This is a genomic window from Reichenbachiella sp. 5M10 (genome assembly GCF_002742335.1).
In the GTDB taxonomy this organism is placed as follows: domain Bacteria; phylum Bacteroidota; class Bacteroidia; order Cytophagales; family Cyclobacteriaceae; genus Reichenbachiella.
Genome location: NZ_MDGR01000007.1, coordinates 677,544 through 700,992, shown reverse-complemented (window position 1 = coordinate 700,992; position 23,449 = coordinate 677,544). Strand labels below are relative to the sequence as shown.

Annotated in this window: 23 protein-coding genes; 1 reads left to right on the top strand and 22 read right to left on the bottom strand. The window is 45.9% G+C overall.

The window, feature by feature from the left end:
• Positions 1–69: 69 nt before the first annotated feature.
• Genes ftsA through mraZ form a run of 12 tightly spaced genes read right to left on the bottom strand, consistent with a single transcriptional unit; the run spans position 70 to position 13,689 of the window.
• A complete protein-coding gene (gene ftsA, locus BFP72_RS02845; protein WP_099597666.1) occupies positions 70–1,377 on the bottom strand; it encodes a cell division protein FtsA in 1,308 nt (435 codons plus the stop codon).
• A 5-nt stretch (positions 1,378–1,382) separates the two neighbouring features.
• Positions 1,383–2,162, bottom strand: coding sequence for a cell division protein FtsQ/DivIB (locus BFP72_RS02840; protein ID WP_099597665.1), 780 nt, complete (start codon positions 2,160–2,162; stop codon positions 1,383–1,385).
• Entirely contained in the window at positions 2,159–3,541 is a 1,383-nt protein-coding gene (gene murC / locus BFP72_RS02835) for a UDP-N-acetylmuramate--L-alanine ligase (protein WP_099597664.1), read from the bottom strand. The genes BFP72_RS02840 and murC overlap by 4 nt, the downstream gene beginning before the upstream one ends.
• Positions 3,538–4,650, bottom strand: coding sequence for an undecaprenyldiphospho-muramoylpentapeptide beta-N-acetylglucosaminyltransferase (murG, locus tag BFP72_RS02830; RefSeq protein WP_255397145.1), 1,113 nt, complete (start codon positions 4,648–4,650; stop codon positions 3,538–3,540). The genes murC and murG overlap by 4 nt, the downstream gene beginning before the upstream one ends.
• On the bottom strand, positions 4,650–5,822 hold the full coding sequence (locus BFP72_RS02825) for an FtsW/RodA/SpoVE family cell cycle protein (protein WP_099597663.1): 1,173 nt from the start codon (positions 5,820–5,822) through the stop codon (positions 4,650–4,652). Before BFP72_RS02825 ends, murG begins: the two co-directional genes overlap by 1 nt.
• The gene (gene murD, locus BFP72_RS02820) at positions 5,819–7,189 is read right to left on the bottom strand and encodes a UDP-N-acetylmuramoyl-L-alanine--D-glutamate ligase (RefSeq protein WP_221406460.1); all 1,371 of its coding nucleotides are present in this window, start codon (positions 7,187–7,189) and stop codon (positions 5,819–5,821) included. Before murD ends, BFP72_RS02825 begins: the two co-directional genes overlap by 4 nt.
• Positions 7,190–8,404 (bottom strand): phospho-N-acetylmuramoyl-pentapeptide-transferase, encoded by a 1,215-nt coding sequence (mraY, locus tag BFP72_RS02815; RefSeq protein WP_099597661.1) that lies wholly within the window; start codon positions 8,402–8,404, stop codon positions 7,190–7,192.
• Between the two features lie 3 nt (positions 8,405–8,407).
• On the bottom strand, positions 8,408–9,871 hold the full coding sequence (locus tag BFP72_RS02810; RefSeq protein WP_099597660.1) for a UDP-N-acetylmuramoyl-L-alanyl-D-glutamate--2,6-diaminopimelate ligase: 1,464 nt from the start codon (positions 9,869–9,871) through the stop codon (positions 8,408–8,410).
• Positions 9,872–11,968, bottom strand: a complete 2,097-nt coding sequence (locus tag BFP72_RS02805; RefSeq protein ID WP_099597659.1) for a penicillin-binding protein — start codon at positions 11,966–11,968, stop codon at positions 9,872–9,874.
• On the bottom strand, positions 11,961–12,338 hold the full coding sequence (locus BFP72_RS02800) for an FtsL-like putative cell division protein (RefSeq protein WP_099597658.1): 378 nt from the start codon (positions 12,336–12,338) through the stop codon (positions 11,961–11,963). The genes BFP72_RS02805 and BFP72_RS02800 overlap by 8 nt, the downstream gene beginning before the upstream one ends.
• Positions 12,339–12,340: 2 nt before the next feature.
• Entirely contained in the window at positions 12,341–13,249 is a 909-nt protein-coding gene (gene rsmH, locus BFP72_RS02795) for a 16S rRNA (cytosine(1402)-N(4))-methyltransferase RsmH (RefSeq protein ID WP_099597657.1), read from the bottom strand.
• The gene (mraZ, locus tag BFP72_RS02790; RefSeq protein ID WP_099597656.1) at positions 13,246–13,689 is read right to left on the bottom strand and encodes a division/cell wall cluster transcriptional repressor MraZ; all 444 of its coding nucleotides are present in this window, start codon (positions 13,687–13,689) and stop codon (positions 13,246–13,248) included. Before mraZ ends, rsmH begins: the two co-directional genes overlap by 4 nt.
• A gap of 497 nt (positions 13,690–14,186) precedes the next feature.
• Between mraZ and BFP72_RS18940 the strand changes: the two genes are divergently transcribed.
• Positions 14,187–14,492 (top strand): hypothetical protein, encoded by a 306-nt coding sequence (locus tag BFP72_RS18940; RefSeq protein WP_143519913.1) that lies wholly within the window; start codon positions 14,187–14,189, stop codon positions 14,490–14,492.
• Positions 14,493–14,916: 424 nt separating this feature from the next.
• On the opposite strand, the gene BFP72_RS02780 is transcribed toward BFP72_RS18940, so the two are convergent.
• Genes BFP72_RS02780 through BFP72_RS02735 form a run of 10 tightly spaced genes read right to left on the bottom strand, consistent with a single transcriptional unit; the run spans position 14,917 to position 23,439 of the window.
• Positions 14,917–15,954: a beta-ketoacyl synthase chain length factor gene (locus BFP72_RS02780; protein WP_099597654.1), complete on the bottom strand. Its 1,038-nt coding sequence runs from the start codon at positions 15,952–15,954 to the stop codon at positions 14,917–14,919.
• Position 15,955: 1 nt separating this feature from the next.
• Entirely contained in the window at positions 15,956–17,155 is a 1,200-nt protein-coding gene (locus BFP72_RS02775; RefSeq protein ID WP_099597653.1) for a beta-ketoacyl-[acyl-carrier-protein] synthase family protein, read from the bottom strand.
• Entirely contained in the window at positions 17,152–17,418 is a 267-nt protein-coding gene (locus BFP72_RS02770; protein WP_099597652.1) for a phosphopantetheine-binding protein, read from the bottom strand. The genes BFP72_RS02775 and BFP72_RS02770 overlap by 4 nt, the downstream gene beginning before the upstream one ends.
• Positions 17,419–17,428: 10 nt before the next feature.
• Positions 17,429–18,703, bottom strand: a complete 1,275-nt coding sequence (locus BFP72_RS02765) for an ABC transporter permease (protein WP_099597651.1) — start codon at positions 18,701–18,703, stop codon at positions 17,429–17,431.
• 1 nt (position 18,704) lies between these two features.
• Entirely contained in the window at positions 18,705–19,457 is a 753-nt protein-coding gene (locus tag BFP72_RS02760; protein WP_099597650.1) for an ABC transporter ATP-binding protein, read from the bottom strand.
• Positions 19,457–20,470, bottom strand: a complete 1,014-nt coding sequence (locus tag BFP72_RS02755) for a BtrH N-terminal domain-containing protein (RefSeq protein ID WP_185123717.1) — start codon at positions 20,468–20,470, stop codon at positions 19,457–19,459. The genes BFP72_RS02760 and BFP72_RS02755 overlap by 1 nt, the downstream gene beginning before the upstream one ends.
• Positions 20,467–20,868: a hypothetical protein gene (locus BFP72_RS02750; RefSeq protein ID WP_099597649.1), complete on the bottom strand. Its 402-nt coding sequence runs from the start codon at positions 20,866–20,868 to the stop codon at positions 20,467–20,469. The genes BFP72_RS02755 and BFP72_RS02750 overlap by 4 nt, the downstream gene beginning before the upstream one ends.
• Before the next feature lie 24 nt (positions 20,869–20,892).
• Positions 20,893–22,035 carry a beta-ketoacyl-ACP synthase III gene (locus BFP72_RS02745; protein ID WP_099597648.1) on the bottom strand — a complete coding sequence of 381 codons (1,143 nt, stop codon included), beginning with the start codon at positions 22,033–22,035 and terminating at the stop codon, positions 20,893–20,895.
• 8 nt (positions 22,036–22,043) lie between these two features.
• Entirely contained in the window at positions 22,044–22,946 is a 903-nt protein-coding gene (locus BFP72_RS02740; protein WP_099597647.1) for a hypothetical protein, read from the bottom strand.
• Between the two features lie 19 nt (positions 22,947–22,965).
• Complete coding sequence (locus BFP72_RS02735) at positions 22,966–23,439, bottom strand: hypothetical protein (RefSeq protein ID WP_143519912.1); 474 nt, start codon at positions 23,437–23,439, stop codon at positions 22,966–22,968.
• Between the last annotated feature and the right edge of the window lie 10 nt (positions 23,440–23,449).

The window sequence follows — 23,449 nt, the reverse complement described above, 5'->3', positions numbered from 1 at the left end:
TGTCAATTGATTTAAGTAGTCAGCTGATGGATAACACTGCATTGTTGAGCCTTGCAATGTCCAGCTGTATTATTTTCTTTCTTCGAAATCATCAATGAGGATACCTTTGGTTTTCTCCAATATCTTCTTGAAAATATTGTCAGATCCTGGCTCTCCTTGTTTTCTACGCTCATAGCTCTTGATAGCTGTGTCATCGAGCATGATGAATCGGTTGTCTCGGTCATCTAGTGCCTTGAAACCACACAACACCAATCCCACTGAAGTCGCGTACATTGGCGTCTTGATACTCTCGATTTTACTCTTGCCTAGGTGCTCGTTTGGAAATCCGATCCTCGCATCTAGTCCTGTCATGTATTCAAACAACTGCTTGATCGACACCAACTGCGAACCACCACCGGTGATCACAATCCCTCCAGCGAGTTTGTTTTCATAACCACTGGTGATCACTTTGGTATGGACCATCTCAATGATCTCTTCCATTCTCGCTTCGATAATTCGAGCAAGGTTCTTTACAGAGATCTCTTTAGGGTCACGGTTTTTCAACCCAGGGATAGATACGACTTCATTGTCGTTGGCCATCTCAGAAAGTGCCTGACCAAATTTGGTCTTCAATATTTCAGCCTGATGATTGAGTACATTGCACCCGTCTTTGATGTCTGATGTGATGATATTGCCTCCGAATGGTATCACAGAGGTATGACGAATGATGCTTTCGTGGAATATCGCGATGTCTGTAGTACCGCCTCCAATATCCACCAAACATACTCCGGCTTCTTTTTCTTCTTCACTGAGTACAGATAGGCTAGATGCTAGAGGTTCCAACACGAGGTTGTCAATCTCCAGCCCTGCCCGTCTCACACACTTGTTGATGTTTTGAATCGCATTGGTTTGTGCCGTGATCACATGAAAATCTGCCTCTAAACGCACGCCTGACATACCGACTGGATCTTTGATCCCTGCCTCATAGTCTACGATATAGTCCTGTGGCATCACATGGATAATCTCACTCCCTGGAGGAATCACAATCTTGTACATGTCATTGGTCAGTCGACTCACGTCCTCTATGGTAATCTCATCATCCGACGAATGTCTGATGATCGATCCATGATGTACCGAACTACGGATATGCTGTCCCGCGATACCGACGTTGACCACTCCGATATCAATGCCGGATTGCTCTTCAGCTTCAGACACTGCCTTTTTGATAGCATTGATGGTTTTATCGATGTTGGTCACGATACCACGGATGACACCATCCGATACCGCTTTCCCCATACCCAAAACTTCCAATTTGCCAAACTCATTTTTTCTACCGACGATGGCACAAATCTTCGTTGTACCTATGTCAAGACCTACGATAATGTCGTTGTTTTCCATACCATTTATTGTTTACAGACTATTTGATCCTTGTATTTCAGATTCACTGATTTATATGTATTCCAACCCTTATAGGGCAGAATCTTCTTGTAGAAGGTTTTCAACCTCCTGAACTTACTTTCTATTTCTTCGGCCTTGCCAAACTCAACCTCCTGTTTGGTGACCTGCGGATACAGCACGATATCTTGGTTCCTTTGGATTTTCATCCCAGCGATCTGCGTATTCCAAAACTCATCATGCACCAAGTACTCTAGTAGCCCAAACACCTGCTCTCCTCCTTTGGAATCCTTGATATTGAACTCCGACAACCAATATTCATCTTCTAGCTCTACAAGCAACACTCTCGCTGTATAGTGCTCCGATTCTGGCAGCACGTCTCCTTTGGTTCCAATGTAGTAGTCCTTGCCGCGTGGATTGATGATCCGTGCAATGGGTCGATTTTGCTTCACATCGATAGACAAATTGCCTCTGACATCCAGATATGCCTGTGCATCCTCGACGAACTGATGCGTCTCGATACGCTGCTCCAGTTCTTTGAGATCCAGAGCACCTATATCGCTATTGAGTAAGTAATCTCTCCCCGCAGCGTTGATCAGTGCCAAGACATCCTGCTGATCGATAAAATAATTTTCGTACTGATTGTCCACCGAGATCACCACATCGCTGATGTATCGGTCGCTATGTCTCGTACTCGTAAACCCAATAATCACCATCAAGCCGACGACAACCAAGCCATACCGAAACGGCTTCCCTATTTTGCTCAACGCTATGTTCATCGCATTCATCTCGCTTGCAGTTTATATTGAATGGGCTGTACCAATGTATCTATATCTCCAGCCCCTACCGTCAATACCAGTTCTGGGCTGTTTGTATCAAAGAATGCCATCACGTCCTCCTTCTGATAGGAGTACACGTTTTCCACGGTCAGTTTTTCCTTGATCACCGCTGAGGTGACCCCCTCAATCGGCAGTTCGCGTGCGGGGTAGATATCCAACAGCACCACTTGATCTGCCAACGACAAACTCTCTGCAAAACCATCCACAAAGTCCCGCGTTCGCGTAAAAAGATGCGGTTGAAAAATGACTGTCATCTGTTTGTCAGGATAGATCGCTCGTACTGACTCCAGCAATGCCTTGATCTCCTCAGGATGATGAGCATAATCATCAATAAACACACAATTTTCCGTCTTGATGATGTATTCAAATCTTCTCTTGACTCCTTGGTATGACGCGATCCCTGCTTGAATTTTGGCATTGGCTGAGTCAAACCCTGACACAGCAGACACAGCTGCCAATGCATTGGATACATTGTGAAAACCAGACATAGACAGCCTCAATCCTTGGATTGTGCGTCCTGCTGACTGATAATCAAAACAGAAGTCCCCGTCCTCAATGGTCAAATTTTCTGCATGAACTTCTCCATTTTTCAAACCATAGGTCACTACGGAAATATTGCTAAGCTGCTGCACTTCCAGATCAGCAGCTACTTTTTCCTCTACGAAGAGGATTCCTTGCTCTTTGATGTTTTTGATAAACTCCCGAAAGGAATCCTTGAGTGCATCTCTGTCGCCATAGATGTCCAAGTGATCTGCATCCGTCGCAGTGATGATGGCGATATCTGGGTGCAATGTCAAAAACGAACGATCGAACTCATCTGCCTCGACTACCATCACGTCATCATTTTTGCCAATGAGTAGATTCGAATCATAATTGGTCATGATCCCTCCGACAAATGCAGAACAATCCACACCTACCGATTTGAGCAAATGTGCCACCATCGATGATGTCGTGGTTTTGCCATGTGTCCCAGCCACAGCGATCGTAAACTTGGACTGGGTCAACATCCCCAACACCTGCGATCTCTTGTACAACTCATAGGAGTGATTTTGAAAATAATTCAACTCCTGCAAATCCTTAGGTATAGCGGGGGTATAAATGATCAAACTGCCCTTTTGGTCCTCTAGGACGCGTGCGGGGATCTGTGCGACATCATCAGTATAATGAATCGCAATCCCCTCGGCTTCTAGACGCTGAGTCAACACCGTAGTAGTCTTGTCATAGCCAGACACAGCGAATCCATTGGCATGAAACCATCGTGCGATGGCACTCATACCGATCCCTCCAATTCCGAGAAAATAAACGCTATGTACTTCTTCTAACTTCATTTTTTGATCAAATCAATGATTTCGTTTGCGATATCTATGGCTGCATTGGGCTTACCCAAGGGTTTCAAGTTTTCGGTCAATAGTTTCTGTCTCGACTCATCTTTGAGCAGTGAGATTGCTTCTTTGACTAGGTGCGCAGGTGCTTCGTCATCTGAGACGTGCTCCGCAGCCTCTTTGGAGACCATGGCCAAAGCATTTTTAGTCTGATGGTCTTCGGCGACATTGGGTGATGGCACAAATATCACTGGCTTAGCAACTAGACACAACTCGGAGATAGACGAGGCTCCTGCCCGTGAGATGATCACATCTGCTACCGCATAGGCCAAATCCATTTCTTTGATGAAAGGCAATACCTTCAAACCGTCGGACCCCTGCTCGGCAGTTCGTCTCTCCATTTCATTGATATAGAGTTTGCCAGTCTGCCATAATACCTGGAACCCTTCGTCCAACAACTGCTGCGTACCTTCTGCGATGGCATTGTTGATGGTGCGTGCCCCCAGGCTACCACCAATGATCAACAGCGTCTTTTTCGCAGCATCCAATCCAAAGTGAGCCATGCCTGCAGCTCTTTTGGAATTCACTTCGAGGATATCATTTCGTACTGGATTACCCGTTTCGATGATTCGATCCTTTGGAAAAAAGCGCGACATTCCTTCATAGGCTACACAAATCTTATTTGCACGCTTGGCAAGTAGCTTGTTGGTCAATCCTGCATAGCCGTTTTGCTCCTGGATCAGTGTCGGTATCCCCTTTTTGGCTGCCGCAAACAATAGCGGTCCGCTGGCATATCCTCCCACTCCCACCACTACATCTGGCTTGAATTTTCGCAACAGCGAGAATGACTTCCAAATACTCACAAGAACCTTCAAGGGGAACATAAGGTTGCTCAGGCGCAAGCTACGCTGCAAACCGCTGATCCACAGACCAACGATCGCATACCCTGCCTCCGGCACTTTCTCCATCTCCATGCGGCCCTTTGCTCCTACGAAGAGAAACTCTGTGCCAGGGTGCTGTGCTTTCAATGCATTGGCAATAGAAATCGCAGGATAGATGTGTCCACCTGTCCCTCCTCCACTGATCATGATGCGGTATGTTCTTTCCTCTGACATTAAGCTAATTCTAAATTTCCTTTTCTCACTTGATTGCCCGCTGGTGCACTGCTATTCGTCTCTTCGAGCTCTCCTCTACTCACGCTCAGGATGATCCCTATCGCCACTCCGACAAACAGCTGCGAAGTACCTCCCATACTGACCAATGGCAAGGTCAACCCTGTGATCGGTACCAAACCGACAGCTACAGCCATATTGACCAAAGCCTGTACGACCAGCGCAAAACTCAGTCCAGCAGCCAACAAGCCTCCGTACGTTTTTTCACTCAACGACACCATCCTCATCCCTCGATACAGCAGCGCGAGGTATAAAAACAAAACCACAGCGCCTCCAAGCATACCGTATTCTTCGATGATGATCGCGTAGATAAAATCCGAATACGGATGCGGTAAAAAATTCTTCTGCTGACTCTTGCCCGGTGCAAAGCGTACCAAGCCTCCGTTGGCAATCGCGATGTAGGACTGCTCAGCCTGAAAAGGAATATCGTCTTCTGACAAAAAGGACTCGATACGACTCACCGCTGTCCCAGCTCTCTGTCCGAGTGCCAAAGCTGTAGCTCCTGCAATCACTCCGATCAGTACAAGCATCGCTAGGTACTTGACAGGCACACGTCCAATGAACATCACGAGCATGCAGGTCACGAAAATCAAGGCTGCACTTGACAAATTGGTCATCGCTATCAAACCACAAATCACCCCGATCCACAGTAGCATAGGGACGAGTGATTCCTTGAAATTATCAATATTTTCTTGGCGCTTGGCCAACATGGAAGCCAGTGTCACAATCAAAGCAAACTTGGCCAAATCAGACGGTTGGAATGCTTGATTGATGAAAGGCACTGTAATCCAACGCGATGCATCATTGATATTCATCCCAAACTTCCAAGTAACAAAAAGTAACGGAACAGAAATCCACAATGCCAACCTTGAGAGTTTGGAATAGTACCTATAGTCAATCTTGTGTGCAAACCACATGGCTACCCAGCTCAGCATCACCAATAGCGAATGCTTGATCAAGTAGTGCTCTGTATTACCTTCCATACGATTGTACGCGAGGGTACCCGTCGCACTGTACACCACCAAAATACTCAGTACTGAAAGCACGATCACGATCAACCAAATCACGGGATCCCCTTTTATATGTTTATCGGTCCATTCCTTTATCAATGTCATGCCTTTATTCGTTTGGATTGAACTTCTTTCAGCTGCAAAACCGCCGCCTTGAACTGATCTCCTCGATCTTCATAGTTTTTGAACAGGTCAAAACTTGCACAAGCAGGTGACAGCAAAACAGTATCTCCCGCCCGAGCCATGTCAAAAGCTCGTGCGACAGCCTCCGATGCAGACTGTACCTCTGTCACCGCAGCTACCTCTGAAAATTCGTCGGTCAAATGCACGTTATCTTTTCCCATACAGACGAGGCCTTTGACCTTGTCTTTTACCAAATCACTGATCTGTTTGTAATCGTTTCCTTTGTTGACTCCCCCAGCGATCCAGATGACGGATGATTCCATGGCATCTAGCGCATAATACACTGCATCCACATTCGTCGCTTTGGAGTCGTTGATAAAAGTCACTCCCTCTACAGTCGCCACCTTCTCGAGTCGGTGAGGAGCATTGACGAAAGTCCTCAAACCTCCTAGCAAGTCACCAAAGGGCACCCCCATCTCAATAGCTACCAATACAGCCATCATCTGGTTGTAGTGGTTGTGTTTTCCTATCAGTGGCAATTCATCCGCAGGAATGATCTCAATATCCTTTTCGGTATCAAATATGAGGTGATCCATATCAAAATAAGCCCCTCCATACACACGCTCTTGGAGCGAGACGGGCTGGATTCGGCTGCTCACCTGCGTGAGACCTTGAACGACCAATGCATCGTCCGTATTGGCAATCACCAGTCCCTCGTCGGTCATGTTTTCAAACAAGCGATACTTGGCCGCTGCATAGCGTGCCATGTCGTACTGGTAGCGATCTAGATGATCAGGCGTCACATTGAGCAATACAGCAATATCGGGTTGGAATGTCACGATATCATCCAATTGGAAACTGCTCAACTCGAGTACAATCACCGCTGGACTGTGCTCCATCACAAGCTCCGAAAAGCTGTTGCCTACATTGCCAGCCGACTGTACGTCTATCCCTGCATGTCTCAACAAATGAGTCGTCAAGAGTGTCGTGGTAGTCTTGCCGTTGGAACCTGTGATGCCGACGATTTTGGCTGTGGTGTACCGGCTCGCAAATTCAATTTCAGAAATGACAGGAACACCAGCTTCCCGAACCCCTAAAATCACCGCAGCAGTCGTCGGGATACCTGGACTCTTGATCACCTCCACACACACACAGAGCGTATCGAGTGTATGCCCACCTTCTTCGAAGGCCACACTCAATGCAGCGAGTTCGATCTTTTTCTCTTCCGCGATAGCACCACCATCGGACAGAAATACAGACAAGCCTTGCTTCACAGCCAGGCGCACTGCACCCATGCCGCTTTCGCCGCTTCCCAATATTGCTACGTTATATATGCTACGCTTACTCAATTATCTCAATTTCAATGTCGCCAAAGTCAAAATCGCCAACAGGATACCTGTGGTCCAGAATCGGGTCACAATTTTCGTCTCGTGAATGCCCTTTTTCTGATAATGGTGGTGGAGAGGAGCCATCAAAAAGATCCTTCTACCCTCACCGTATTTCTTTTTCGTATATCGGAAATAGGTCACCTGTATGATGACCGATAAGTTTTCTATCACGAAGATCCCGCACAATACCGGTATCAACAGTTCCTTTCGGATGATGAAGGCCATCACAGCGATCACACCACCAAGAGACAAACTCCCCGTGTCTCCCATAAACACCTGAGCTGGATAGGAGTTGTACCACAAAAATCCTACACAAGCCCCTACAAAAGCCAGAGCAAACACCACAGTCTCTCCTGACCCTGGGATGTACATGATATTGAGGTAGTCAGCAAAAATCACGTTGCCCGACACGTAGGCCAGGATCGCCAATGCGATACCAATGATCGCCGAAGTCCCAGCAGCCAGACCATCGAGCCCGTCGGTGATATTGGCCCCATTGGACACGGCTGTCACAATGAATATCACGACCAGTACGTACAGTACATCTGTGTAAGGGTCTAAAAAGTCTGGCAAAAGCCACTCGTAATCGAACTCATTGTTCTTCACAAAAGGAATCGTCGTAATCGTACTCGCCTGATCCTCATAATCCGAAAAACGCTCCTCAAATTTCATCGTCGTATCTGCAGCGTTAGGAAAGTTCCTAACCCCAATATCCTCGTGCAACACCATCGTCAACCCTACGATCAAACCAATGGCGACTTGCCCAATGATTTTAAACTTTCCCGAAAGGCCTTCTTTATTTTTCTTTTTGATCTTGAGATAGTCATCCAAAAAGCCAATCAGTCCCATCCATAAAGCCGTCACTATCAATAGAATCACGTAGATATTGTCCAGCTTGGCCACTAGCAAAGTCGGGATCACTATTGCAGAGATGATCATGATACCTCCCATGGTAGGTGTACCTTTCTTCTCCAGCTGCCCTTGTAGACCAAGGTCACGTATTGTCTCTCCCATTTGCTGTCTTTGAAGCATCTCGATGATTTTCTTACCGAAGAAGATCGTGATCAGAAGAGATAGTGCTATCGCCAAGCCCGCTCTGAACGAGATGTACTGAAACACCCCTGCTCCGGCCAGGTTAAATTCGTTTTCGAGATAATCAAATAGATAGTACAGCATCCTCTAATCTTTGAATAATTCTAACATTTCCTTCACTATCGCTCGGTCGTCAAACGCATGTCTGACTCCTCCTATTTCTTGGTAGTTCTCATGCCCCTTGCCTGCTACCAAAATAATATCTTCACTGTTCGCCATCGAACAAGCGGTCTTGATTGCTTCTTTCCTATCGCGGATGACGAGAGTTTTCTTGATAAAACTCGGCCCAATCCCCCCCAACATATCTTTGATGATTTTGTCCGGGTTTTCGCTGCGTGGATTATCATCAGTAAAAATCACCTTGTCACTCCACTTGGCAGCTATGGATGCCATCACTGGACGTTTCTCTTTGTCACGATCTCCACCGCACCCCACTACTGTGATCACTTTTTCATTGCCAGACCGGAGACTATCGATCGTTTGGAGAACGTTTTCTAATGCATCCGGTGTGTGGGCATAATCGACAATCGCACGCACGGTACTCTCGGTATGCACTGCTTCGAATCTGCCCGGAGCGGTATCTATTCCCGAGAGCATCATCAGCACCTCACTAGATTCCTCCTCTAGGATATCTGCTACAGCATAGGCGGCTAGCAAATTGTATGCGTTGAATTTGCCAATCAAACGAAACCACACACTGTGCCCGTTGATATCTAGCTCCAAGCCCTGGTAGCTATTGGTGATGATCTTGGCCTTGTAATCCGTCATGAACTTCAAACCAAAAGCAAACTGTCTTGCTTTGGTATTTTGAAGCATGATTTGACCTCTCTTGTCGTCGAGGTTGACCAAAGCAAAAGCCGACGAAGGCAAGAAATCAAACAATTTCTTTTTGGTTTGGATGTAGTTATCGAAGGTCTTGTGGTAGTCTAAGTGATCATGACTGATATTCATAAATACTGCACCTGCATACTCCAGCCCTGCAATACGACCTTGGTCTATGGCATGCGAACTCACCTCCATAAAAGCCACTTGACACTTCTTTTCTACCATCTCACGAAGAAGTCTATTGAGTGACACCTGATCGGGAGTAGTGTGACTCGCCTGGATTACTTGCTCGTTGATTTGATTCTGCACAGTAGAGAGCAAACCCACATCATACCCTAGAGATCTGAAAAGCTTGAAAAGCAAGGTCACCGTAGTAGTCTTGCCGTTCGTCCCTGTGACACCAATCAACTTCAGCTTCTTCGATGGATTGTCATAGAAGTTGGCTGCTACCACTCCCAAAGCGATATGTGTCTCTGCCGTCTCAACGTATGTCACCGTCGGATCAGGCAACAATGGCATGTCCTCACAGACTATCGCTACTGCTCCCTTTTGGATTGCAATATCGATGTATTGATGACCATCGACCTGTGTCCCTTTCACTGCCACGAACAGACTACCCGGCTGGACTTGCCTCGAGTCAAAGCATACATCCGTCACATCGATATTCATGTTACCAGATACCGAAGTGAGTTTCACGTTGTACAATATGTCTCTAAGTAGCTTCACTTAACCTAATTTTAATGCGATGTGTTGTTTGTCATCGATTCTGCTGCCCGGCAAGATGGACTGATCAGTCACTCTACCCAAACCGCTAAATTCTACTTCCAAATTCTTATTTTCTAGGATGTACAAAGCATCCTTGAGTGTCATTCCTCGTACGTCAGGCACTATATTGTCGCTTACCTCCAAAGGTTTCCAAGCGATGGCATTGTTGGAAATTCGTGCTTTGGTCCAAGTAGCCTCACCCTCGAGGTGATTAGAAATCCCAAATTCATTGCAGATGTTTTTGAGTTCCTCTTGGTTGCCTGCTCGGATCACAGGAAATATACCGGCCATGACCTCTTGACCCTCAAACGGGTTGTTGAGCTCCATATCTATGGCGTAAATCTTGTCTGCGATGTTTTTGAACACTGGCGCAGCTACATCACTACCATATATCCTGTAGCCCTTAGGGTTGTCTATCACCACGATGGCACTATACTTGGGCTTATCCGCAGGAAAATACCCAGCGAATGAGGTGTAATACTTACTGGTATAGCGACCATTGACGACATGCTTTGCCGTACCCGTTTTGCCCGCGATCTGGTAGTACGAATCACTGATATTGTTGGCGGTCCCTTTCTGCACCACACCTTCCAGCATTTCTTTGACCTTGACCAGAGTGATGTCAGAGCAAATCTTCGGATTGATCACCTTTGACTCAAACTCTTCGACCACCTTGTCGGCCGTTTTGACCTGCTTGACAATCAAAGGCTGAATCATCTTCCCTTGGTTAGCGACTGCATTATATAATGTGAGTGTGTGCAAAGGTGTCATGGTCAACTCATAGCCATGAGACATCCAGGGCAAAGACACGCCTGACCAAGTCGAATCCTCAGGCGTCTTGATGTAAGGCTTGCCTTCTCCGATCATCTGAAAACCAAGTGGCTTGGTCAAACCCATACGCCCAAGCAGATCAGTAAATCTCTTCGGGTTGTCCCCAAACTCCTCCACTATCAACTTAGCAGTACCGATATTGGACGACTTCTCAAACACCTCCTTGACAGATAGCATTCCATACCCTCCTGGCTTGTGATCCTTCATCACTTGGTCGTAAAAAGCCATCTCACCGTCTCCGGTATCCACAGAATCCAACAGACCAATACGCGACTCTTCAAACAAAGCAATCATACTAGCCAACTTGAACGTCGACCCAGGCTCTCTTGACCCTTGACCTCCTACGGCATAATTGTAGTTTTCCCAATACTCTCCTCTGCTGTTTTTGCTGAGGTTGGACATGGCTTTGATCTCACCCGTCTCAACTTCCATCACTACCACACAGCCGTAATCTGCGTCGTTGGCGTAGAGAGCCTTGACGAGAGCTGATTCCGCTACGTCTTGCAAATCGACATTGATCGTAGAGACGATATCCAATCCATTTTGAGGCTTGACCTCTGTCCCGTCAAATACAGGCTTCCAGCTACCTCCCGAAAACTTCTGATACAGCGCCTTTCCATTGCGCCCCATGAGGTATTTATTGAAACTATACTCCAACCCCACCACGCCACGATTGTCCTCGTCAGTCGTCCCGATGGTCCTATAGCCCAAATACGAAAAAGGGTGAAATCTTTCATCCACCTTCTCAAACAACACCCCGCCTTTCATTCGCCCTTCCCTGAAGATGGGCCAATCTGCCATTTCTTTTTTAGCGAGGTAATTTATTTTTTGGCGACTGAGCCAGAGATACCTCCTTCCCTCAATTCGCGCATCATTGATTTTTCGCTTGTATTCCCTTGCCGACTGATCTTTGAAGTGTCGAGCGAGCAGATATGCTAGACTGTCTATGCCCGACTTGTATACTTTATCCTCAGCAATAGACGGATCCAAAGCCAATCGATAAAATGGCAAAGAGGTCGCGAGCAAACTCTCGTTGTCCGAATAGATATTACCTCTAGTTGATTTGACATTGCGGTACTGCAGCCCGATAGACTCTGCTTTTTTCTTCCACTTGCCCCCATCTACGGTCTGTATGCGCGCGATCTTGTACAAGATCCCTCCAGAGAAAAGAAGTACGACCAAGTAGGCCAACCTTACGCGTAGCAATATGGTTTTCCTATTAGTCATTGGCATGCAATACGATTTTGTATGGAGGATCGATACTTTCAGCCAAACCAATCTTCTCAGCCTTTTTTGCGACTTCAGATTGCTTGCTGGTGAACATGTAATCAGCCTTGAGCGTAGTATAATCTGCTCGTAAGTCTTCGACTTCTACACGTAGTTTTGAAATTTTCCGGATGTTTTTTTCGGCAAAATGAAGATTGCCAATATAAAAAATGCAAAGAACCGTCACATAAAGCAAAGGCATCAAAAACTGAATAGGCAGACCATTATCAAAGAGTTTCTCGACATTGATAAAACTCTCAAGCAGCGAAAAAAAACTTCTCTTACCAGTGGATCTGGTAGAGGCGGGGTTTTTGTAGGTGTTGGAAGCCATTTCTAGATTTTTTCTGCTATTCTTAATTTGGCACTGCGTGCCCGGTTGTTTTCATTTATTTCATTTTCACTTGCTATGACTGGTTTTCTAGTGATCGAGCGAAGGGGTTTGAGTTGATTCCCAAACAGATCCTTCTCTACCTCACCATAAAACTTCCCTTTATTTATATAGTTTTTCACCATCCTGTCTTCCAACGAGTGGTAGGACATGACGACTAATCTTCCATTCTCTTTGAGGACTTCGGTACTCTGTACCAAAAACTCCTCCAACGCCTTCAGTTCTTCGTTGACCTCTATACGGATCGCCTGAAAAACCTGTGCGAAGTACTTGTTTTCTCTTCCTCGTGGAGCCAATTTTCGAATCGCATCCAGAAACTCACCGATCGTATCAATCGAACGTTGACCTCTGGCATTGACGATGGCATTCGCCAAAGTCTTCGCGTTTTTCACTTCGCCATACTGTCCGAATATCTTATGAAGAGAAGACTCCTCGTATTCGTTGAGGACCTCTTTGGCAGACAAATCCTGCGATGTATCCATTCTCATGTCCAAAGGCCCATCAAATCGGGTAGAAAAACCACGACCAGGCGTATTGAACTGATGCGACGACACTCCTAGATCTGCCAGTATGCCATCTACCTGAGTAATCCCGTGTAGCTTGAGGTATTTTCTGAGATACCTAAAATTGGCTTGCACAAATGTGAAAGAACGATTCTCTATTTGATCGGCATTTGCTTTGGCATCATCATCTTGATCAAAACCAAACAACTGTCCGTTGGCACTCAAATTTTTAAGAATCTCTTGGCTATGACCTCCTCCACCGAAGGTGACATCTACATAAACTCCATCCGATTTGATATCCAACCCCTCGATACATTCACTCAGCATTACAGGGTTATGATACTCACTCATTCATCAAGGAATTTTTTAGCCAAATCCGAAAACTCCTCACTGTCGGCAATCAGATAATCGTCATACAGGTCGGGATTCCAGATCTCCACTGTGCTACCCATTCCAATGATCGTAACGTTCTTCTCCAGTTTGGCATGATCTATCCATGCTTTCGGAATCAATATACGTCCGGCACTGTCTAATTCTACGGGAGCAACACTGCGGAAAAAGTTTCTTTTCAATCTTCTCTGGGCGGCATCAAAATCACTCAATGCAGCGAACTTGCTCTGAATTTTTTTAAACTCAAGCATGGTGTACACCACCAAGTTCGGGTCAAAACCCTTCATCACAACGAGCTCATTGCCAGACACCTCGGGTAGGTTTGCCTTAATCTTTGCAGGTAAGGCCAACCTACCCTTAGCATCCAACTTACACTCATATTCGCTTGTAAAAAAAGCCATAGAGTTATAGAAAAATATAAACCACCACTACAAACCTAAAACATTTTCTACACAATTCACCACATTACTCCACTTTTTACCACAAGACTACAAAAATCACCCAAAACAAGAATATTTCGACCAAAAAACAACACTCCATACACACACGACATGTAGCCCTATCGAGAAAAAACGTAGAAAATCACGAAAAACAAGGAAAAGTGGAGAGATGTGGGATGATTGACCAAACCAGAAACAAATTGACTGAAATAGTGAAGATTTCTAGCGTTAACAAGGCCCTTTTCCTCCTGATTTGAGAAGTCATTTACTACATTAGAAACATGAAAAACAGCTCTATTTATTTACTATTTTCCACCGCCTTCTGGCTGTTCGGCATTTTACTAATCACGGAGTATAGGGTATGGAGCACAATATCAGTTCACAGTTCCTCCGTACTGTACATCTTCTTCCTTTTCCTCTACCTCAGACAAAAACCTAATAAAAACATCCCGGAAAAAGTGTCATTTTGGAACAAGTCAGCCCCCTCTCTGCATGGACTATTCGTTGGACGTACTCTTCGCAATCAGCTGTTGGTATTTCTCACGCCCATTGTTATTTGGTCAAACTGGTGGCCCTACACCTCTTCTCTTTCTCATCACAACTGGGGCCAACACGAACTAGAAGCCAAAAACTACCTCTCTGAAACCATGGGGGAGGGGGGGGGGGGGGGATACTCTGTACGCTCTCTCTACTACTCTGGAATCCTGACTTTGACCATCAACAAACAGGACTCTTTGCTCCAAATGAAATGGAAGAAATTTTGACCGAAAACCCCATATTGAGTCTGAGACTATTCCAGAGACAACAAGCCCCCTTTTCTACATGTAACCTAAGCTTTACCATGAATAACATTGAAAACATCACTTATCACACCCCGTCTTGAAAGATAAAGGGTCGGTAAAATTCTATGACAAACGTTTCGGTTTGTGACAAAGCCTCCAATTCTAGAGTAATTGGAATGTTCTTCGTTCGAATAAATTTCACGCAAATAAATACTCGTATCATCATCACTATAATGCGCCAAAATAAAATCAGAAACTGGGGTGTTCAATTGATCTTTCGAAACGTCCTCGTGACACGACAGCAACGAAAACACCGCCCATACTACTAGTATATTTTTCATAGAGACTCTCATTAATCAACTATTAAGAAAAACACACCAAAAAAAACTCCTGACAAACCCAAATATCAAGCTCGCATTAAAATCAAGCTGTGCTGCTTGGCCTTGTAGTGATTGTAAATGAGAATGTACTTGGGAGGTGTGTGCTGTCCCGCATACACCATCTCCGCGGGGACTTCACTGCGATTCAACAACTGTACAGCGAGCCAAACGGCAAAAGCAGTCGCGGTGGGATACTCGCCCACGAGATTTTTGAAACTATAGGTGGTCTGACTTGGAAACATCGCCGATTGAACCTCACGATACCATCCGTCATGGCGATTGTCCCCATTGAGTCCCAACATCAGCGCTACTTCAGACGCTTCAACCCCCTCCTGGTCCAACAATGATTGAATACTTCCTTGCAGCTGCACTGAATCCACAAAACTATACTGCTCCACCGCCATAATTTGCGCCAAAGCACCTTTTGGATCCATGTCCACGACCAACATTGTACTTCCTTCTCCTTTGACAGTGCCCTCTGTATCGCCATCCAATAAGTCAGCAGATGAGCTTTCGCTCATCTTGAACCAACCAGCTTGCTGATCCATGTTGTAGTTGTGATCAGAGATCTCCTCAAGTGCACCTACGAGTAGCGATTGAGCCTTTCCCTCCTCGAACAGCATCATAGCATCCAGCAATGCCATCTCAAAAGCCAACCCATAATGCACATGGGTATTGTTGTACCCAGTGTTTTTGGACATCATCGCAAGACTACCTGCCACGGCATTGGGGGTGCTCTGCACGAAGTTGGTAGGCGTCAAGGTCCCTTCGTCGTACTGGAGTATCTGCTGGAGAAACTTAAAACTATCGTCAATCCCTCCATTGGCCGTACCGAGGATCACCCCATCCTGGCTCATTCGGTCCTTGAGAGTCATCAGACCCGCCCCTACTCCCATCCGTACAGCCTTGTTCATTCGTCGTAGCAATGCCTTGGGGATCATCTCTACATAACTCGGTTCGGCAGCAAAATATTTGTTCCCCTCCAAAACACGTACCCGGCCTTCGAAAAGGCCTGTATCAGTAGTCAATTGTGGGGATATCGCGGTGACAGCTTTGATGTACATTTTATTTCACTTTGGTAAACACCACAGAGGTGCAGTTGCCGCCAAATCCAAAGGAATTGGAAAGAACAGCATTGATTTCTTGTTGAGACTGGTAGTTTGCAATCGGCAACTGCCCCACAGGCGCGATCGGCTCCTGACAGTGCAACCCAGGGTACAACTCCCCATGACTGATACTAAGCAAACTGTACACGGCTTCTATTCCTCCAGCGGCTGCCAAAGTATGCCCTGTATAGCACTTGGTCGAATTGAAAGGTGGTAGCTGTGCAAACAACTTGTCAAACCCTGTAATCTCAGTCAGGTCATTGTTGCCCGTAGCTGTACCATGAGCATTGATATAGTCTATCTGATCAGGAGCTAAGCCTGCTTCCACGAGTGCAGCCTCCATGGCGGCCAATACGCCTACCGCATCTTCGGACAAGGATGAGGCATGATAGGCATCATTGCTATTGCCATAGCCGGCTACTTCACCATAGATCCTCTTGCCAGCTGCGAGCTCTGCCGATTCGAGTACGAGGTAGGCTGCTCCTTCCCCTAGGTTCAGACCTTTTCGATTTTCATCAAAAGGCTGACACAATTCATCAGACAGTATCTGTAGCGAATTGAACCCGTTGACTGTAAACTTGGCCAAACTATCCGTACCGCCGACAATCATCCGTTGAGCTCGTCCCGACCGGATCAATCGAGCTCCGAGCATGATGGCATTGGCCGACGAAGAACAGGCCGTATTGATGGTATCTGTCACTCCCTGTATCTGATAGGACTCTATCAGTCGCAGTGTATGCGAGCAGTAGTCGTATGACTCCAAAAACTCCTTGGATTGTGCACGCAAACTGCCATCTTCGAAGACTTGATCAGTAAGCACCATGCCTCCCACTGTACTCCCCGAAATCAAACCAGTCTTAGGGTTGGACCACTCTTTGGCAGTCAAGCCAGCGTCATGAATCGCCTCCTCAAATGCCCTAAAAGCCAGCAAGTCAGTGCGTGTCAATCCATGAGTATCGTGAGTGGTGAGACTGCTACGCAGCGCATCATCCGAGAGTCTGACTTCCCCGAAAGGGTGGCTCTCCGTGTACTTTGAAGAAAAATATTGTGCGTTTTTGCAGAGACCCGTCTTGCCCTCGATCAAGCTTTGGCGATTTTCCGCGACATTGTTGCCAATCGCCGAAACCACCCCCATACCGGTCACATACACTTTGGTCATATTTTGGTCGAGTTGGCTAAGATATAATCGGCCATCACGTTGACATCCACCAATATCTTTCTGCCCTCTGTCGGGTTATTGATTTTGATACCATATTCTCTTTCGAGCAACACGACCATCTCGATAGAGTCAATTGAATCCAACCCTAATTCAGGACCAAAAAGTGGTTCATCATCCTTGATATCCTCAGGCTTCATGTCCATCAAATTGAGGTACTGAATTATCTTTTCTTTCAACTCTATTTTGAGTGTATCCTTATCCATGACTAATAATTTAGAGTAATTTCTCCGTTCGTAATCTGCTCAACATGATGCCTTGACACACCAGTACGAATACAGATATGTATACAATAATAGGAAATAGTTCTTTCCAACTCCCTCCTTTTAAAAATAAAATGTAGAAGCCCTCTAAGCACCAATGCAGGGGTGAAATCGCCGTAAGGGCCTGCATATAACCAGGCATCACGAAGGTCGGCACCCAGATCCCTCCGATCGCACCAAAGATGATCACCGATATCGCTCCCATCCCGATACACTGCTCCAGCGTCTGTGCCAACGTACCGATCATCAATGAGAAACTCACAGCTGCCATGCTCGATAAGAGCACAACTACAAAAAACGCCCCCATCGCGTCGGGCATGACCAGCTGCGGCAAATCCAACCACGGGAAGACCAACATGCTCACCCCAAAGATCATTGCAATCTGCAGCATCGCGACCCCTACGTAAACCAGCATCTTGCCCATCAGTACCATCAAAAAACTAGTCGGCATGGTTTTTAGACGCATAAAACTACCATTGATACGTTCTTTGACTACATTAGTCCCTAATGATACTACCATGAAAAACATGGCGAATAGCGTCCATGCTGGAACATTGTGCTGAGTCGAATTCGGCAATATTTCTTTGTCTGAGAGCGAAGCGGTATGTCGCTCAATCTCGATGGGATTGGCCTGCATCTCACTCATCAGCGCTTCCTCATCAAAATCCTGTTCCATCAATACATAGACCGACTCTATCATCAATTTGTTTTCGATGAGCTTGAGATAGGATGACAACATCCGAGAAATAGATGCAGAAAATGTCTCTTGTAGGATCGGGTCGATATACAATGCGATCTTGGGAGCAGTCACCTGTACGACACGGTCATACTCCATGACCCCCAGCTGGGACATCATTGTACTGCTGACATGATTTGCTTTGCCCTTCATGCTTTCGCTAAATGCCTTCGGGATATATAGAGCCGTCAATTTGTCATCGCTCATTAGACTTGCCTTCAAGGCGTCTTGCTCTAACGCATCGTTTTGCTCGACCATGAAGAAACCCGATTCGACCAACAGCTGGACCAATTCTCCCCCTTGCTCTCCTTCATCCTGATTGGAAACGAGGATACTCACCTTGTTTTCGTTGACAATCTTGTAAGCACTATCCTGAATGATCGTAATGATAAATACGAGCAACATCGGCATCACAAACATGACCGTCAAGCCGAGTTTGTCACTGAGCAAAATGATCAGTTCCTTTTTTATAGAAATTAAAAATTTGAACATATTAGTTGCGATACTCCTCTCCCGTCAATTCGATAAACATGGAATGCAAATCCTCTGCCTTGTGCTTGTCTAGCAACTCTGTGGTTTTTCCTTGAGCAACGATACTCCCATGATCTATCAGCACCAGCTCGTCACAAAACTCCTGTGCCTCATTCATGTGATGCGAGGTATAGATGATCGTTGTTCCTTGGTTGTTCAATTCATTCAAAAAGCGAATGATCGCATGTTTGCTCTGCACATCTACCCCTACTGTAGGCTCATCCAAAAACAAGATAGCAGGATCATGAATGATTCCAATGGCCAAATTGACTCGACGCTTCATCCCTCCCGAAAAATCCCGGGTAGGTTTCTTGGCGACTTCTGACAACCCGAGTACCTCTAGCAGTTCTCTACTCCGCCGACGAATATGCTCCGATGACATTCCATAGAGCGCACCGAAATACTCTAAATTTTGTAATGGAGTGAGTTCCCCATACATCGCATATTCCTGTGGCACAAACCCAATCATAGTCTTTAGTTCTTTGCCAAGTACAGCACCTCCATCCTGAGTACGGTAGATCACCTCACCACTTGTCGGCTCCAAAAACCCACACATGATCGAAATCAAAGTCGTTTTACCCGCACCATTGGGCCCAAGCAAACCGTACTTCATTCCTGCATCGATATGAATAGATACACGCTTGAGACTCTCCTCCATTGCACGAGGATATCGCTTGCTCATCTCGGAGATATTGATGTGTGCTATCGCGGGCATTACTTGAGTTTGATCTTGCCTAGCTTGGCAAAGGTTTCCTTTTCTTTGTGGTAGATATCGATCATCATGTCAGCAGTCTGATCAAAATCCTTTTGTTCGGTGATGCGGCCTTTGTAGATACCCGCCATCTGCACAGCAGTATTTCTCCACATGTCTCCTGCTGCTGTGATGTCTTCAGAGATACCCATCAGCTGATCGTTTTGCAGGATCTCCGCCGCTTGCTCCAAGAAGGCTCCGTAGATGAATCGAAAACCACCTCCTCCTGTACCGATCTCCTCCTGCATACGCACGATCTGCCCAAGGTACAGCCCTGCCTTGCGCACGCCGAGTTTGTCTCTCCACTTGCGTACTTTACCAGCAGTATACTTGATCCCTGATACCCCGGCAATATTGCCCGGAATCCGAAGCATATCTCTTACATTTCGTTTGATACCTGTAGCGACAGCTTTGCGCAGCATTTCGTCCGTCACCGTACCTATTGCTTCAGGGTAGTACAAGTGCCCGTTTGGGGCAAGAGCACCTTTCGCAAAACGCACTTTATTCAGTTCTTCAGTAGTCAACCGATTGGTCCCTTCCATGACTGGATCACTTACCAAGTACTCACCGTTTTCATAACCGTAGATGATCAGATTGTGCGCATTGAAGTGAAAGCGGTATTCCTTAGGAAAATACGGCAAATGAAACACCCCCACCTGACATCCTACAGGCTTGCCCTCATCGATCAATTTCTTCAAATAATCATCCGCGGCTTCTTCGGATCTAAATTTTTTGCGCTTCACCTTGACGTTGAGTGCTTTGGCTGTACGCTGAAATATCGCTCCCGGCATGGTACGAAACGACAGTGCTGGTCCTCCATTCACCTGCATGAAAGGGATATGGATATAGAAGAGACCTGAGCCGATTCCAAATGCCAAAGGTTCATTGATGAAATCAATGCCATGGTGTTTGAACAGGCTAGTCGTCACTCCGTTTTCACAGTGTGCAGATTGGATATGATTGAATTCGTTGATCACGATAGGTCAGGGGATTTTAATTCTTCGATAGTGACATCAAAAGCCTTGGCATACTTTGCCAATTTGGCCTCACTTAATTTATTGAACACACTCGGTTTGAAATGCCGCTTGACTGTGATAGCCCAAAAACCAGTGTACCCAGTGATTGTTGGCATATCCATCAGCGTTTTTTCTTTGTAGTAATATACTGGGCTTTTCTCCCCATTGAGGACTGCCTGCTTGGCCTCCTCTATTTTTTCGTTGACATCATCCCAAGCATTGTCAAGTGCATCCTTCTTCACGTCCCAGCCCTGACTCAGGGCGGAGGTGTACTTTCCTTCTTCGTCCTTGGCATAGACCACTTCTCTCAACACATTCTTGAGAGGGCCTTCATCTTGGGGGATATCTTCTTTTTTCATCGTTTAGGTGAGTTTAGTATGCATTTAGCAGACCGTCAGATAGCAAAACACATAAGAAAATCGAGAACTCTCAGGCACTGCCAAGAGTATCTTCTGTCCTTTCTTAAGTTTGCCACTCTGGATCAGTTCGTCCACCATGAGGTAAATCGACCCTGCCCCTACGTTCCCTTTCTTGTCCAAGTTGGTGAACCACTTTTCCTTTGGGATCCCCATACCATTAGACTCCAAGATATCTGCTATTTTATCTTCGAAGAAGAAGCTCGACAAGTGAGGCAAAAAGTAATCTACCTCATTTACATCTTGATTCTTTTCTTTCAGTATTTTAATCAAATGATTGAATCCCAAAGCCACAATATTCTTATCCAGCAAACGAGTATCCTGCTTGATCGTCAAGACAGACTCGTGCATGATATCCTCTGGTGCATAGTCCATGTAGCTCTTGAGTGTGCCGTCCTCCTTTTTCTCAGAAGCCATATACATACAAGCTTCTTCCTGGTTGGCATAGGATATCCCGTCGATCCATTCGATGCGCAAGCTCGTCCCATCCTCGCTAGGTTGATCCTCTAGTAGAAACGTAGCTGCACCATCCGAGAGCATCCAACGTAGAAAATCCTTTTGGAATGCTACAATGGGGTTTTGTTCCAGCTCCACAAGATGCTTCACTTCATCTTCAAACTGCTCAGACCTCAATACACGAGACAAACGCTCCGACCCTGTCGTGATCGCTTTTTTCTTATCCCCTATTTTGATGGCCATGTAGGCGTACTTGAGTGCATGCATTCCCGAACAGCACACACCTGACGGAGACACCACTTCGATCGAATCCATCTCTGGTAGCCACCCATGCACCATCACCGCGTGTGAAGGCATCATCTGATCGGGTGTAGAGGTTCCACAAGAGAGAAGGTCTACCTCCTTTATTTCTTCTGGATTTCTCTCAAACAACCTTTTGATGGCCAAAGAGACCATCTCCGAATTCGTATGTGTCGCTACTCCATCCTTGGTGATCGCATAGTATCTCCCCTTGATCTTATTGTTTCGCAATACAATGGCTTTTGATCTTGATTTTGCGCCATTGACATAGCCCAAATAATCTTCCATCTCTTCATTGCTGATCAGATCATTGGGCAAAAAACTTGACGTTCTCGTAATATAAACTTCCGGCATCTTTCTTGTCAGTTAACCCCGCAATAATACTCTTTTTTCCGTTTAATGGAACCGAGCTCAAAGGGTCTTAAAAATAAATTAAAAATCACAAGTACTATAGGTGACACTACAAATAGTGCAAAAATCAAATAGTACTTGAACCCTACCAACCACCTCTTTCTCTTTGCTACAGTTGTTCCTTTTTTCTTGATGATACGTGCCCATATCCGAAAGAGCTTTTTGGCTCTCATTTCTATGAACAAAATATTGGTAGGAATTCGAATTTCATCGAGCGACAATACGTCACGCTGAAGATCGTCATACTCACCTGTTTCTAACGCTTTTTTAGCGAAAGCGCCATAGCGATCCGCTTGCCAAATATCCTCATCACTCACTCCCGGCTTGGGAAATATCCCCATCGGCCGGGTCTTTTTGCCATTGAGCATCCAATGCAATATAGAAACAGCACTGGTCAAGTTATTGGATCGATCAATCAAGGGTATATTGGCTACTTGTCTCGCACCTGCTGCGGAGAGCAAAGCCCGGATACTGTCCTGTGCATTGAGCCACATGTTGCGCGCGCCGATGACTGTGACTACTGGTTTCCCTTGTATCACTGCTTTGAATTTCTCATGCTTGAGCAAAGAAGTAGTCGGTATGGAGGGGGACAAAAACCATGGCTGATACCCCAATACGATCAAGTCGTACGCATCGTGTGTCAAGTCAAAATCCTGCAACTCGACGACCTCCTCCATGACTGATTCAGGCATGACTTCAAAAAACCGATCACTGTCCCAGGGGAAACCGTATGGCACTTTGAGCTGAATCTTGACTCTATCTACATCCACGCCAACCATCGGCGATAAAAATCGCTCCATGATTTCATCCAGTTGCCCGGTTTGGGAATAGTTGATGGCTAGTACTTTTTTCATTAAATCAATTGGGTTCTAATCAGCGAAGGTCATCCACAGTCAAATACTCCGACGTGGCAGCATAATGTTTGATTTGCTTGCGAAGTGTCGAAGGCAACTTAGAATAATAATCGACTATCATGGCCTTGTCCTCTTCTATGTTGTCTTTGTAGCCCAATATCGCTGGACTCTCCTCTTGTATCGCTAGTCGCAAAAACCTAAACTCTACCTGTGTTGGATCATTTTTTATCTCCGTCTCGAGCATCTCAGCTCCTGTCTTGAACGCCCGCACCTTGTCCCCTACACCTTTGAGCAATCCTGCTTCCTTGGCTGTCAGTGCACCGATGTAGGCTCGATTTTTAGGCGTATCGGGCTCCTGACCTAGCACCTTCAAAGCTGCCTGAATCTTCTCCATCGAATCTCCTTCCAATGCTTGGTATACCTGTTTGGCATCAAATCCAGGGCCGAAATTCATGGCGAAAAACATCGCCCAATACATGATCAAAAATTTCATCAGTTTGTTG